Source organism: Mycobacterium kansasii ATCC 12478 (assembly GCF_000157895.3).
Classification (GTDB): Bacteria; Actinomycetota; Actinomycetes; order Mycobacteriales; family Mycobacteriaceae; genus Mycobacterium; species Mycobacterium kansasii.
This window is the reverse complement of the sequence record NC_022663.1, coordinates 1,670,286-1,682,741: the sequence shown is the minus strand read 5'-3', so window position 1 is coordinate 1,682,741 and position 12,456 is coordinate 1,670,286. Positions and strand designations below refer to the sequence as shown.

Here is a 12,456-nt window from a genome sequence, read left to right as displayed (position 1 = left end):
GTTCGGCAATAAGGAGCCGTGCAAGCATGCCCATGGTGTGCCTCAGCTTGCCGTAGGCAGCGGGTGCCAGTCTTCGAGCTGCTCCGAGGTCTCGCCTTCCACCAGCATGTCGCCGTGGTAGAGAGCCTCGAAGTCGGCTTTGATGACGTCGGCACTCGAGTCGTCGATCCACATGTCACTGAGCGTAGGAGTCACCCTTAAGGAATCGCTGAGTCACGATTCGGAAAATGGTGGCAATTCTTACCCGTGGGTAGGGTGTCGCGGCCGGGGGTATGAACGCCGTTGAGGCGATGCTTTCGCCTCCCGGGTGAACTGTACCGGTACCCAGGTTCGTGAGTAGGGCAGGCATTGTTTGACGCCTGTAAGTTATCGCTGATAAGTTACCGCGGATACGGCGGCCGCTCGGGGACGGCCTGTGCCGGCGTTGGAGGGGACGCATGATGTTGCAGGGGATCGCACGACTCGCCATAGCTGCGCCGCGCCGAATCATCGGGGCTGCGTTGCTGGTGTTCCTGGCCGCCGCGGTCTTCGGCATCCCGGTCGCCAAGAGCCTGTCGCCCGGCGGGTTTCAGGACCCCAACTCTGAATCTGCCCGCGCCATCAAGGTGCTGACCGACAAGTTCGGCCAAAGCGGTCAGCAGATGCTGATCCTGGTGACCTCCCCCGGGGGCGTCAATAGCGAGGCTGCTCGCAGCGTCGGTACCGACGTCGTCGGCCAGCTGCAGCGATCGCCGTTGGTCTACAACGTGACATCACCGTGGACGGGGCCGGCGCCGGCGTCCGGCGACCTGGTCAGCACCGACGGCAAGTCGGGGTTGATCGTGGTCAACATCAAGGGCGGCGAGAACAACGCGCAGAAGAACGCCCAGACACTGGCCGACGAAATCGTCCACGACCGTGACGGTGTCACCGTGCGCGCGGGCGGGTCGGCCATGGAGTACGCCCAGATCAACGAGCAGAATCAAGCGGACCTGCTGGTGATGGAGGCGATCGCGATTCCGCTCAGCTTCCTGGTGCTGGTGTGGGTTTTTGGTGGCCTACTTGCAGCGGCGCTGCCGATGGCGCTGGGTGCCCTGGCGGTGGTCGGCTCGATGTCGGCGCTGCGACTGGTGACGTTCACCACCGAGGTCTCGATCTTCGCGCTCAACCTGAGCACAGCGTTGGGTTTGGCCCTGGCCATCGACTACACACTGCTGATCATCAGCCGCTATCGCGACGAGCTGGCCGAGGGCAGTGACCCGGACGAGGCGCTGATCCGGACGATGGCCACGTCCGGTCGCACGGTCTTGTTCTCGGCAACCACGGTGGCGTTGTCGATGGCGGCCACAGTGGCGTTCCCGATGTACTTCCTGAAGTCGTTCGCCTACGCCGGTGTGGCCACCGTCGCCTTCGTGGCGGCCGCGTCGATCATGATCACTCCGGCCGCGATCGTGCTGCTGGGTCCCCGCCTCGACGCATGGGACGTTCGCCGCCTCATACGCCGCATGCTCGGTCGCCCCGAGCCGGTGCACAAACCCGTCGAGCAACTGTTCTGGTATCGGTCCACCAAGTTCGTCATGCGCCGGTGGTTGCCGATCGGTCTGGCGGTGCTCGCGCTGCTGGTGCTGCTGGGGCTCCCGTTCCTGTCGGTGAAATGGGGCTTCCCCGACGACCGGGTGCTGCCGCGAACGGCCTCTGCCCATCAGGTGGGTGATCGGTTGCGCAAGGACTTCGCTCACGACCTGGCGATGGCGGTTCCGGTCGTCGTCCCCGACGCCCGCGGTCTGACTCCGGCCGACCTTGACGGCTATGCCGCCGACCTGTCGCGGGTACCCGACGTGTCGTCGGTGAGCGCCCCGAGCGGAACGTTCGTCGGTGGGAACAAGGTGGGCCCGCCGGCCGGAGCCACCGGGTTTGCCGACGGCAGCGCGTTCCTGACCGTCTACAGCATCGCGCCGCTGTTTTCCCAAGCCTCCGACACCCAGCTCACCCGCTTGCACCAGGTGGGTGGCCCGGCCGGGCGATCCGTCGAGATGGCCGGCGTGGTGCAGGTCAACAGGGACAGCGTCGCTGCGGTGACCGATCGGCTCCCGCTGGTACTGGGCTTGATGGCCGTCATCACGCTGGTGCTGCTGTTCCTGCTCACCGGCAGCGTGGTGTTGCCGGTCAAGGCTCTGGTTTGTAACGTGCTGTCGCTGAGTGCGGCGTTCGGCGCGCTGGTATGGATCTTCCAGGACGGCCATCTGGGGGCTCTGGGCACAACTCCGAGCGGGACGCTGGTGGCGAACATGCCGGTGCTGTTGTTCTGCATCGCCTTCGGGCTGTCCATGGATTACGAGGTATTCCTGGTCGCCCGGATCCGCGAGTACTGGCTGGCTTCCGGAGCTGCTCGGCCGGCAACCCCCAACCCGGCCGAAGCGCATGCCGCCAACGACGAGAGCGTGGCGCTCGGGGTGGCCCGCACGGGGCGGGTGATCACCGCGGCGGCGTTGGTGATGTCGATGTCGTTCGCCGCGCTGATCGCCGCGCATGTGTCGTTCATGCGAATGTTCGGTCTGGGCCTGACCCTTGCCGTGGCCGCCGATGCCACCCTGGTGCGCGTGGTCTTGGTGCCGGCCTTCATGCACGTGATGGGCAGCTGGAACTGGTGGGCGCCCAAGCCGTTGGTGTGGCTGCACGAGCGGTTTGGCATCAGCGAGGGCGCCGCAGTCGAGCATGGGGCCAAGACGGCGAGCCGCTGTGAGGAGCCGGCGATTCCCGCAGCGTTGACGGGTAAGGGTTGACGTGACGATGGGACTGCGTCGCTCACGTGCCCCGCGCGGATCGGGAGACCGGCTGCGCCAGGAAATCCTGGATGCGGCCACCGAGTTGCTGCTGGAGACGGGCCAGGCGCGGGCGGTCTCGATCCGGTCGGTGGCCCAGCGGGTGGGAGTCACACCGCCTTCCCTCTATCTGCACTTCGCGGACAAAGACACGCTGTTGGACGCGGTGTGCGCCCGCTACCTGGCCAGACTCGACGGTGAAATGGAGCGTGCGGCTACCGGCCAGCCGTCCACGGTGGACGTGCTGCGGGCACAGGGTCTGGCCTATGTGCGGTTCGCTCTGCAGACTCCGGAGCTGTACCGCCTTGCCACCATGGGGGAGTGGCGGTCGGGCAGCGACGTCGATCTCGCCCTGGACAGCTCCGCGTTCCAGCACATGCGCGCCTCCGTACGGGCGCTCATGGACGAGGGCGTCTACCGCGTGGACGACCCGACCATGATCGCCCTGGAATTGTGGGCCGCCGTGCACGGCGTGGCCGCGCTATTGATTACGAAGCCGCACTTGCCGTTCGACGACGTGGAGGCGTTCGCCGATCGGGTGCTCAGCGCGGTCCTGTGCGGCCATATGGTGGCCGGTCTGGCCGGTCGGCACGCGACGTCTCGACAGGTGTTGGATTGGGTTATGCGGCATCGCTCACCAGAGGCGGCGCAGGTATGACGCGCGATACCCGGGTCGAGCACCCGTTCTTCGCCCGCATCTGGCCCGTCATCGCCGCCCACGAAGCCCAGGCGGTACGAGACCTGCGCCGAGAGAACCTGGCCGGCTTGTCGGGCCGGGTACTGGAAGTCGGTGCCGGTGTCGGGACGAACTTCGCCTACTACCCGCAGACCGTGAGAGAGGTCGTGGCCGTGGAGCCCGAGCCGCATTTGACGGTGAAAGCCCGTGCGGCCGCAGAGGGCGCACCCGTTCCCGTGGTGGTGATCGGCGATACGGCGGAGGACTTCAGCGCCGGTGAGCCATTCGATGCGGTGGTCTGCTCGCTGGTGCTCTGTTCGGTGAACGACCCGGTCGGGGTGTTGCGACATCTGCGCTCATTGCTACGGCCGGGTGGGCAGTTGCGGTATCTCGAGCACGTAGCCAGTGCCGGTGCTCGGGGTCGGCTTCAGCAGTTCGTCGACGCGACGTTCTGGCCGCGGCTGGCCGGCAACTGCCACACCCATCGCCATACCGAACGCGCGATCGTCGCGGCGGGATTCGACGTGGACACCGCACGACGGGAGTGGACACTGCCGGCGTGGGCGCCGGTGCCGGTGTCAGAGTTGGCGCTGGGCCGGGCGCGGCGCCCGTTGCCCTGACCCCGAAACTGTGCTCAGCGCGCGACCACTTGAGCCCAAGGAGGCGAAGGGCGATCTGTGCGCAGGCTCGATGCGACTAGCGCAGGCTCGACGCGCGAAACTCCAACGCAGCACGGATCCGGCGAATGATGTCGGCAGGACTATCGGTTGCCACCACTCGCACGACGAGCCAGCCGAGCCGCTCCAACGCCTCGCTACGCCTGATGTCCCTGGTGTATTGCCAGCGGTCGAGGCGGTGATGCTCGCCGTCGTATTCGACGGCGACCATCAAATCCGGCCAACCCATATCGAGGTAGTACATCCGGGTGCCATCCGATGGTGCCACCGGGATTTGCGTGGTCGGCCGGGGTAGCCCGGCGCCGATGATCAACAGCCGCAGCCAGCTCTCTTTAGGCGACTGCGAACCGGTGTCGACGAGCTCCAGCGCGCTTTCCAGTTGCCTTAAGCCCCGCGCACCGCGATGCCGGTCGGCTACTTCGGCGACTTCCGCAACTTTGACGTCGGTTGCCCCCAGCAGAGCGTCCAGGTGTGCGATCGCGGTGCCCATCGGCTTTCGCCGTCCAATGTCGTATGCGGTGCGTTGCGGTGTGGTCACCGGGATGCCGCCCACGACGTCGTGCTCCTCGGGCCGGAGCCGCACGTCATAGGTGCGCAGGCCGCGTGGGGGTCGCGCGTTCGACCACACCAATTCGACGGGCAGGAGTTCGTCCACCCATTTCGAGCCGTGCCACGCGGCGGCGGTCAGCCCCGCAAGCACACCGCGGCGATGCGACCACAGCCACGCCGCGACCGCACGCTGGTGCAGCGTCAACTGCTGATCGCGTCGCACGTAGACGTCGGGATACACCGCCCGGAATCGGGAACGCAGCTGGTGGGGCCGCAGTGTTCCGCTGCGCACCGCTTCGCTGCCGACAAATGGTTCCTCGCTGGCCATGACCGCAGAATCGCCCGCCCCGCCGACGCCGGCTCACCGAAACTGCGCTGAGCGCGCGGTCCTGTGGGCGAACCGCGATCTGTGTGCAGTTTCGATGCGAGTATCGCAGGCTCGACCCGAAAGCTAACCCAGCAGCGAAGGCAACCGCTGCAACAACCCGGGCAACGCCCGACTCGCCGACTGGCGTACACAGATCGTCGCGCTCCCGGACAGCGGAGTCGGCTCAGGATTGACCTCGATCACCGGAATGCCGCGTGCCAGTGCCAGCTCCGGTAGCCCGGCGGCCGGGTAGACGATCGCGGAAGTCCCCACCACCACCATCACATCGGCGGATTCGGTTGCCGCGACGGCATGTTGCCACGGCCCTTCGGGCAGCGCCTCGCCGAACCACACGATGTCGGGGCGGATCAGGCCGCCGCAGCCGCAGACCGGCGGCTCCACCTCGATCGCCGGCTCGGTCATCACCGGTAACGCCTCGCTGTAGGGGATACCGCAACGGGCGCAACGGAATTCGAAAAGGCTGCCGTGCAGGTGGTGCACCGGGGCGCTGCCGGCACGTTCGTGCAGATCGTCGACGTTCTGGGTGACGACGGTGACGTCGGCCGCGCTCTGCCAGTCGGCGATCGCTCGATGACCCTCGTTGGGTTCGACGGTGGCCACCAGGTAGTGGCGCCACAGATACCAGCCCCATACGCGCTCGGGGTTGCTCTCCCATCCGTGTGTGCTGGACAGCTCGTAGGGGTCGAAACGGGCCCACAATCCGTTTTTGTCGTCGCGAAAGGTCGGCACACCGCTTTCCGCCGAGATCCCTGCCCCGCTGAGCACCGTCACTCGCATCCCACAAAGATAGCCGTGCTTGGTAGATACTGGGTGGGTGGAGCTGCGCGACTGGTTACGGATCGATGTGAAGGCGGGCAAGCCGCTGTTCGACCAGCTCAGAACCCAAGTTATCGACGGGGTGCGAGCCGGTGCGTTACCACCGGGAACCCGGCTGCCGACGGTTCGCGACCTGGCCGGCCAGCTCGGGGTTGCCGCCAATACGGTGGCCCGCGCCTACCGGGAGCTGGAGTCGGCGGCGATCGTCGAAACACGCGGGCGCTTCGGTACTTTCATCTCCCGCTTCGACCCGACCGACGCGGCGATGGCCGCCGCAGCCAGGGAATACGTGGAAGTCGCTCGCGCACTGGGCCTGACCAAGTCCGACGCGATGCGCTATCTCACGAACGTGCCCGACTGAGGGTTCAGCCGAACTCCAGCAGGGTCAGGCATGGACGCAGCGCGTCGAAGACGGGCATGCGATAGACCGTCGACAGCGCGGCGTTGAACACCAAGCCGCGCCCGGTGGGCAACGGCACGTCGCGAACCGCGCGGATGCCCGGCACCGTGTTCACCAAATCCGCGGCCTGCCCGACGGACAGGCTGAACGGCATCGGCGGAATCTTGTAGCGCAGCGACGTCCGGATGCCGAGCCGGCTGAAGAGGGTAAACCAGCGCGGCGGCAGGTCGAAGAGCATCTGGCCGCCCGGGAATTTCTGCGCGCACTCGCTGATCAGCGCCAGCGCCTGTTCGGGCTGCAGGTACATCAGCAGCCCCTCGGCGGTGATGAACACCCCGCCGGATGGGTCGACGCAGTCCATCCAGCTGTAGTCCAACGCGGACTGGGCGCACACCGACACCCGGGCGGGCGTCGGCAGCAGCCGCGCACGGATATCGATGACCGGTTCCAGATCAACTGTGAGCCAACGAAATTGACCATCCGAAAGAGCGGCGTCCAAACGCCAGAAGCTGGTTTGCAGACCTTCTGCCAGCGCCACCACCGTGGCCGACGGATGCCGGCCGAGATAGGACAGGGCCGCGGCGTCGAAGGCCCGGGCCCGCAACGCGATGTCCTGGCGGGTAGGACCGAACTTCGCGAAATCGAAGTCGATGGAGTCGACCAGCCTGACGGCCATCGGGTCTTCGATGATCGGGTCGCTGCGGCGGGCCTCGGCGGCCCTTGCGTTCAGCGTCAGCAAGGCGGTCTCGGAGACTCCGGTGAGGCTGACCTTCTGTTGGGCGGCTTCGTCGGCGGGGGTCATTTCAGCACCTTGTCCAGGGTTCGCAGGTTGCGGGTGGTGGTCGACGACTTGTAGCGCTTTTTACCCATGGTTTGGCCGATGGCGCTGTTCAATGTGCTTCCCTTCGGTACCTGCCAGTAAACGACGCCGTCGCCGCGGCTGATTTTCTCCGCCGGGCCACCTTGCAGCGCCGCCAGTTCGTCGAGCACCGCGGCGTCGCTGACAAACGTGACGTACGACTGGTATCCGTCGACCTCCCGGTCAAACGGGTACCCGTCGTCGATGGCGTGCACGGTATCGATGTCGTAGACCAACACCCACGCGTCATAACCGAACTGCTCGCGCAACGCGGCCTCGGCAGTGGCGCGCACCTGCGCGGCATCGGAGGATGACTCGAGCAGGACGTTGCCGCTGGCCAGGACGGTGCGCACGTCGGTGAGCCCGGCGTCGGTCAACGCCGCGGCGACGTCGGCCATCTTCAGGGTCACGCCCCCGACATTGACGCCGCGCATGAATGCCGCGTACCGGGTCATGATCCGATTCCACCAGGTGGTCTTGGGCCGCCGCGAGGCAACGTAGGCTTTCGGGCATGGGACGCCACGTCTTCGACGACAAGCTGTTGGCCGTGATCAGCGGAAACTCGATCGGAGTTCTGGCCACCATCAAACGCGACGGACGTCCCCAGCTGTCCAACGTGCGGTATCACTTCGACCCCCGCACCCTGGTGTTCCAGGTGTCGATCACTGAGCCGCGGGCCAAGACACGCAACCTGCGCCGGGACCCGCGGGCGTCGATCCTGGTCGATGCCGACGACGGATGGTCCTATGCGGTCGCCGAGGGCACCGCGGAGCTCACGGCGCCGGCCGCCGCGCCCGGCGACGACACCGTGGAAGCGCTAATTGCCTTGTACCGCAACATCGCTGGTGAGCATCCGGATTGGGACGAATACCGGGAGGCCATGGTCACCGATCGGCGGGTACTGCTGACCCTGCCGATCTCCCACGTTTACGGTCTGCCGCCGGGTAAGCGGTAGACAACCGGGTTAGGCTGCCGAGTATGGCTGCATCGGAGTCCCCGGAGGACGAGACCAAGCGCAAGTTCCGCGAAGCCCTCGACCGCAAGCTGGCCAAGTCGTCAGGCGGATCGGACCACAAGGATGCCGGCGGCAAGCAGTCCCGGGCGCATGGGCCGGTGGAAAGCCGTCGGGAGTTCCGTCGCAAGAGCGGCTAGCCAGGTGATTGCGCTTTCGATCGGTGTGTATCACGCGGTATCGATGTGGTCGACAGTTGACGACGGGCAGCGGTGACGAATGTCGTTGTTGTCCAAGGCGAAGCCGGTGACTGATAGTCCCGCGTGATCCGCCGTCCGGGCCGGTTGCGCCACCAACACTGCGAACTCGCCGCTCACCCATCCGTGCCGGGTGCGCCAGTCAACAGCCCGCCTGCGCCACCAACGCCGCCGAGCCCGTCGACCCCGTCGTTCCCACCCCCACCGTTGGTCCCGGCGGACCCACCGGTTCCGCCATCGCCGCCGTCACCAACCGCCTGGGCGGCCCCACCGTTACCGCCGTTACCGCCGTTACCACCGTTACCAAGGGGGTCGGGAGTGGCGCCGCCGGCGCCACCCGCACCCCCGCCGCCACCGGCACCAAACAGCCACCCGCCGACGCCGCCCGCGCCGCCGGCGCCTCCGCTGCCGCCGGCGAAGGACGTCGCAGAGGCGCCGAGTCCACCTCGCCCGCCGGTCCCACCGTTGCCGACCAGCCAACCGCCGGCACCACCGGCACCGCCACTACCGCCGGTGCTCGGGCCGTAGAGGACAGTTTGCCCGCCGTCCCCGCCGGCTGCGCCGGCTGCGCCGTCACCGAACAATCCGGCAGCCCCACCGGCGCCGCCGGCGCCACCGCTGCCCCCGTGGTAGTTCGAGTGCCCGCCGGCGCCACCTTGACCCGCGGCCCCGGCGTCGCCGCTCAGCCACCCGCCATAGCCGCCATTGCCGCCGTGTCCGCCGTGGCCACCGCCGTTGTAGCCGATCCCCCCGGCCCCGCCGGCGGCGCCCGCTCCACCGGCACCGAGCAGCCCGGCGCCACCACCGCTGCCGCCGGCGCCGCCGTTGCCGGCGAAGTAAGGAGCAACGGGAGCGTCTCCGCCCGCGCCACCTTGCCCACCGCCTCCGGCGTTGCCCGACAGCCAGCCGCCGGCCCCACCGCCGCCACCATTGCCGCCGTTACCGGCGGCGTAGCCCTTGCCGCCGCCGGGGGCCCCGCCGATGCCACCTTGCCCGCCGGCGCCGCCGCTGCCCCACCACCCGGCGGCACCGCCGGCCCCGCCGTTACCGCCGTTACCGCCGTTAAAGCCCGCTAAGCCGGCCCCGCCGGCCCCGCCGGCTCCGCCGTTGCCGTACAGCCAGCCGCCGGCCCCGCCGGTCCCACCGGCCGCACCGGCACCACCGGCCCCGCCGAACCCGCCATTGCCGATCAATCCGGCTGAACCGCCGGAACCACCGGCCACTCCGGCGTTTGCGCTGTTGTCGTAGCCGTTGCCGCCGTTGCCGTACAGCCACCCGCCGTCATAGCCGTTAGGGTGTGACGGGTCACCGTCGGCACCATCGCCGATCAGCGGGCGTCCAAAGATCTCCAAGGGCGCACCGCCGTACAGCCGGCCGCCGATTCCGGCAATGCCGCTGGCCCCGTCGGCCCCGCTGTTCCCGCCGGCCCCGCCAGCTCCGCCGGCGCCGGCCTTGCCGCCGGCACCGGCGGAGCCGATCAGCTGGGCCGCCCCGCCATTGCCGCCGTTGCCGCCGTTGCCGCCACTTGCGGTGGCGGAAGCGCTAGCCCCGCCGGCGCCACCGGCGCCGCCGGCGCCGCCGTTGCCGTATAGCCATCCACCGATGCCTCCTGCGCCTCCGTTACCGCCAGCTCCCCCGATCTCGAACGAGGCGCTCGCTGCCGGAGCTCCGGCGGCCCCGCCTTGCCCGCCGGCCCCGCCGTTGCCGATCAACCGCCCGCCTGCGCCTCCGGTGCCGCCAGCCCCGCCGCTGCTGCTGTAGTACTGGCTTTCTCCGCCAGCCCCGCCAACACCACCGGTCCCACCGTCGCCGAACAATCCGGCGGCACCACCGGCGCCACCGGCGCCACCGGCGCCGCCAAAGAGACTGCCGGAAAAGACCGCATCCCCGCCGGAGCCACCGTGACCGCCGGCCCCGCCGTTGCCGTACAGCCACCCGCCGGACCCGCCGCCGCCCCCATCGCCGCCATTACCGCCGCTACCTTGGTAGCCTCCGCTGGGCCCGCCGCTTCCGCCGTTGCCGCCGGCCCCGCCGGACCCGATGAGCCCGGCGGCTCCACCATTGCCGCCGACGCCACCGACGCCGCCATAGTTATCCCTGTTGGGGGAGCTCCCGTCGCCGCCGGCCCCACCGTGCCCGCCGGCCCCGCCGTCGCCGGCCAACCACCCGCCGTGGCCGCCGATCCCGCCATTGCCGCCGCTGCCGGCGGTGATGCCGCCATGAACCCCGGCGCCGCCGGTGTGGTCGCCGGCGGTCCCGCCGGTCCCGCCCGCCCCGCCGGCACCGCCACTGCCCCACAGGCCGGCCGCCCCGCCGGCACCGCCCGCGCCGCCATTGGCACCGTTGAAGCCCGCCAAGCCGGCTATGCCGGCGCCACCTTGCCCGCCGACCCCACCGTTGCCGTACAACCATCCGCCATGCCCGCCGGCGCCGCCGGCCGCGCCGGCCCCACCAGCACCACCGATCCCGCCATTGCCAATCAAGCCCGCAGCACCACCCGCACCCCCGGCCACGCCGGGGTTCATCCCGGCGGCACCATTACCGCCGTTGCCGTACAACAACCCGCCGGCCCCACCGGCCGCTCCGGGTGTCGTCCCGTCGGCGCCGTTGCCGATCAGCGGGCGACCCAAGAGCGCCAGAGTAGGCGCGTTGATGAGACCCAGCACGTCTTGCTGCACACCCTGTAGGGACGAGGCGCCGACCGCCTCGGCGGCCGCATAGGCCGCCCCGGACCTGGTCAGGGCCTGGACGAACCGTTCGTGAAAAGCCGCCACGTGAGCGCTGAGTGCCTGATAGTCCCGGGCATGTGCGGAAAACACCGCGGTGATCGCCGCCGACACCTCGTCGCTGGCTGCAGCCAGTAGCTCAGTGGTCGGGGCCGACGCTGCGGCGCTGGCCCTGCTCAGTGACGAACCGATACTCTGCAAATCCGTTGACGCCGCCGCCAGTAGCTCGGGTGCTGCAATCACATACGACATCGCAGGTGCTCCAGTTGGCGATTCGAAATATCGGCAACAATTTACCGCGGATCGCAAGGCTGTTCCGGCGGTTTGAGCGATCTGCTGGCAAATGTTGAGCTCCGACGACCGGTGCCGGCGCCACATGAGTGCCAGTAGCTGATTACGCCGGCCATGCATCGAGATGACAAGCCGTTTCTCGTGCCCGGCAACGGTGACAGCTGCGGTGATGCTGTGTCGCAGTTCTAGACTGGGTTGGTGGTGCGTCCAGAAAGCTGGATCAGGCTTGCGGGTGGAAGTCGCGTCCCGGTAGGCACCGGAGCGCCGGGTAGGGGGCCCCGGTTCGTCGTTGAGAGGCGGCGGGCTAAGCGGGGTGTCGAAAGCCTCTTTGGAGGGATCGAGTGCATGGGCTGTAGCGGTAACGCGAACTCTGCAGCCTCGTCACAGTTACAACGGGAGAGCCGAGCCGCTCACTTCACGGTGAAGGCCATGTCTGACGCGCCCTGGTCCGGGTTAGCTCGCCGGGTCTCTTCGGGGTAGGGAGATTACACGTGCACACAAGTCTGGTTCGGAACTGGAGAGGCCCGTCTGCACGTGCCGACGTCGGGCAAGGGACCAGGGATATAAGCCGATGGTGAAAGTCCTTGGAGTGCAGCGGGAGTCCGAGGGGGTCGTAGTGCGGGTGATCGGCGTGCAACATAACGCGCCGGGAGGTAAGGGACCCTGCTGTGGTCACGCGGGCGAAGCGGGCAAGCATGAGGGCATGACCGGTGCTGCCCGAACCAACCACCCCAACGAGTCATCGCTTGTTGTAGCCGACGACCAACTGTTGGTGGTGTCGCCGGTGAAAATGCGACAACTTCAACAGGCACTATGGGCTGCGGCCAAGCAGTCCAAGGGTCGGCGTTTCCATGCCCTGTATGGCCCGATCCACAGGCATGACGTCTTGTGGGAGGCGTGGGAACGGGTGCGTAAGAACAGGGGTGTGGCCGGGGTGGATCGGCTCACCTTGGTTGCGGTGGAAGATTGGCGATGGCGCCTTGGCGCTGCCCGTCCCGCAACGTCAGGAGGTGGCCGCTTAACCATGCGTTGCCTGCGTGCCCTGCGCATATTTCAGCCGATGC

General features: G+C 68.2%; 12 protein-coding genes. 6 read left to right on the top strand and 6 right to left on the bottom strand.

Annotation, left to right across the window (positions count from 1 at the left end):
• Window positions 1-42: 42 nt before the first annotated feature.
• Window positions 43-174, bottom strand: coding sequence for a hypothetical protein (locus tag MKAN_RS32505; protein ID WP_023366671.1), 132 nt, complete (start codon window positions 172-174; stop codon window positions 43-45).
• A 266-nt stretch (window positions 175-440) separates the two neighbouring features.
• Between MKAN_RS32505 and MKAN_RS07110 the strand changes: the two genes are divergently transcribed.
• Genes MKAN_RS07110 through MKAN_RS07100 form a run of 3 tightly spaced genes read left to right on the top strand, consistent with a single transcriptional unit; the run spans window position 441 to window position 4,097 of the window.
• Window positions 441-2,762 carry an MMPL family transporter gene (locus tag MKAN_RS07110; RefSeq protein ID WP_036392761.1) on the top strand — a complete coding sequence of 774 codons (2,322 nt, stop codon included), beginning with the start codon at window positions 441-443 and terminating at the stop codon, window positions 2,760-2,762.
• 7 nt (window positions 2,763-2,769) lie between these two features.
• Window positions 2,770-3,459 carry a TetR/AcrR family transcriptional regulator gene (locus tag MKAN_RS07105; protein WP_023366666.1) on the top strand — a complete coding sequence of 230 codons (690 nt, stop codon included), beginning with the start codon at window positions 2,770-2,772 and terminating at the stop codon, window positions 3,457-3,459.
• On the top strand, window positions 3,456-4,097 hold the full coding sequence (locus tag MKAN_RS07100; protein WP_023366664.1) for a class I SAM-dependent methyltransferase: 642 nt from the start codon (window positions 3,456-3,458) through the stop codon (window positions 4,095-4,097). The genes MKAN_RS07105 and MKAN_RS07100 overlap by 4 nt, the downstream gene beginning before the upstream one ends.
• Window positions 4,098-4,173: 76 nt before the next feature.
• Here MKAN_RS07100 and MKAN_RS07095 read toward each other — a convergent pair whose 3' ends face one another.
• Both MKAN_RS07095 and MKAN_RS07090 read right to left on the bottom strand, forming a co-directional pair.
• Window positions 4,174-5,031, bottom strand: a complete 858-nt coding sequence (locus MKAN_RS07095; protein ID WP_023366662.1) for a hypothetical protein — start codon at window positions 5,029-5,031, stop codon at window positions 4,174-4,176.
• Between the two features lie 123 nt (window positions 5,032-5,154).
• Window positions 5,155-5,868 (bottom strand): SIR2 family NAD-dependent protein deacylase, encoded by a 714-nt coding sequence (locus tag MKAN_RS07090; protein WP_023366660.1) that lies wholly within the window; start codon window positions 5,866-5,868, stop codon window positions 5,155-5,157.
• A 37-nt stretch (window positions 5,869-5,905) separates the two neighbouring features.
• Here MKAN_RS07090 and MKAN_RS07085 point away from each other — a divergent pair, with 37 nt between their 5' ends.
• On the top strand, window positions 5,906-6,268 hold the full coding sequence (locus MKAN_RS07085) for an Rv1152 family transcriptional regulator (RefSeq protein WP_023366658.1): 363 nt from the start codon (window positions 5,906-5,908) through the stop codon (window positions 6,266-6,268).
• A 4-nt stretch (window positions 6,269-6,272) separates the two neighbouring features.
• On the opposite strand, the gene MKAN_RS07080 is transcribed toward MKAN_RS07085, so the two are convergent.
• Window positions 6,273-7,109 (bottom strand): class I SAM-dependent methyltransferase, encoded by an 837-nt coding sequence (locus tag MKAN_RS07080; protein WP_023366656.1) that lies wholly within the window; start codon window positions 7,107-7,109, stop codon window positions 6,273-6,275.
• Entirely contained in the window at window positions 7,106-7,621 is a 516-nt protein-coding gene (locus MKAN_RS07075) for a DUF1697 domain-containing protein (RefSeq protein ID WP_023366654.1), read from the bottom strand. Before MKAN_RS07075 ends, MKAN_RS07080 begins: the two co-directional genes overlap by 4 nt.
• Window positions 7,622-7,677: 56 nt before the next feature.
• On the opposite strand from MKAN_RS07075, the gene MKAN_RS07070 reads away from it, so the two are divergent.
• Both MKAN_RS07070 and MKAN_RS30360 read left to right on the top strand, forming a co-directional pair.
• A complete protein-coding gene (locus MKAN_RS07070; RefSeq protein WP_023366652.1) occupies window positions 7,678-8,121 on the top strand; it encodes a PPOX class F420-dependent oxidoreductase in 444 nt (147 codons plus the stop codon).
• Window positions 8,122-8,144: 23 nt separating this feature from the next.
• Window positions 8,145-8,318, top strand: a complete 174-nt coding sequence (locus MKAN_RS30360) for a DUF5302 domain-containing protein (RefSeq protein WP_023366650.1) — start codon at window positions 8,145-8,147, stop codon at window positions 8,316-8,318.
• A 173-nt stretch (window positions 8,319-8,491) separates the two neighbouring features.
• Here the strand turns inward: MKAN_RS30360 and MKAN_RS07065 are convergent, their stop codons facing one another.
• On the bottom strand, window positions 8,492-11,353 hold the full coding sequence (locus MKAN_RS07065) for a PE family protein (protein ID WP_023366646.1): 2,862 nt from the start codon (window positions 11,351-11,353) through the stop codon (window positions 8,492-8,494).
• Window positions 11,354-12,456 lie beyond the last annotated feature (1,103 nt).

Coding starts and splice junctions, on each gene's coding strand:
- MKAN_RS07110 (WP_036392761.1), top strand. CDS start 441: ATGTTGCAGGGGATCGCACGACTCGCCATAGCTGCGCCGCGCCGAATC.
- MKAN_RS07080 (WP_023366656.1), bottom strand. CDS start 7,109: ATGACCCCCGCCGACGAAGCCGCCCAACAGAAGGTCAGCCTCACCGGA.
- MKAN_RS07090 (WP_023366660.1), bottom strand. CDS start 5,868: ATGCGAGTGACGGTGCTCAGCGGGGCAGGGATCTCGGCGGAAAGCGGT.
- MKAN_RS07105 (WP_023366666.1), top strand. CDS start 2,770: ATGGGACTGCGTCGCTCACGTGCCCCGCGCGGATCGGGAGACCGGCTG.
- MKAN_RS07100 (WP_023366664.1), top strand. CDS start 3,456: ATGACGCGCGATACCCGGGTCGAGCACCCGTTCTTCGCCCGCATCTGG.
- MKAN_RS30360 (WP_023366650.1), top strand. CDS start 8,145: ATGGCTGCATCGGAGTCCCCGGAGGACGAGACCAAGCGCAAGTTCCGC.
- MKAN_RS07070 (WP_023366652.1), top strand. CDS start 7,678: ATGGGACGCCACGTCTTCGACGACAAGCTGTTGGCCGTGATCAGCGGA.
- MKAN_RS32505 (WP_023366671.1), bottom strand. CDS start 174: ATGTGGATCGACGACTCGAGTGCCGACGTCATCAAAGCCGACTTCGAG.
- MKAN_RS07075 (WP_023366654.1), bottom strand. CDS start 7,621: ATGACCCGGTACGCGGCATTCATGCGCGGCGTCAATGTCGGGGGCGTG.
- MKAN_RS07095 (WP_023366662.1), bottom strand. CDS start 5,031: ATGGCCAGCGAGGAACCATTTGTCGGCAGCGAAGCGGTGCGCAGCGGA.
- MKAN_RS07065 (WP_023366646.1), bottom strand. CDS start 11,353: ATGTCGTATGTGATTGCAGCACCCGAGCTACTGGCGGCGGCGTCAACG.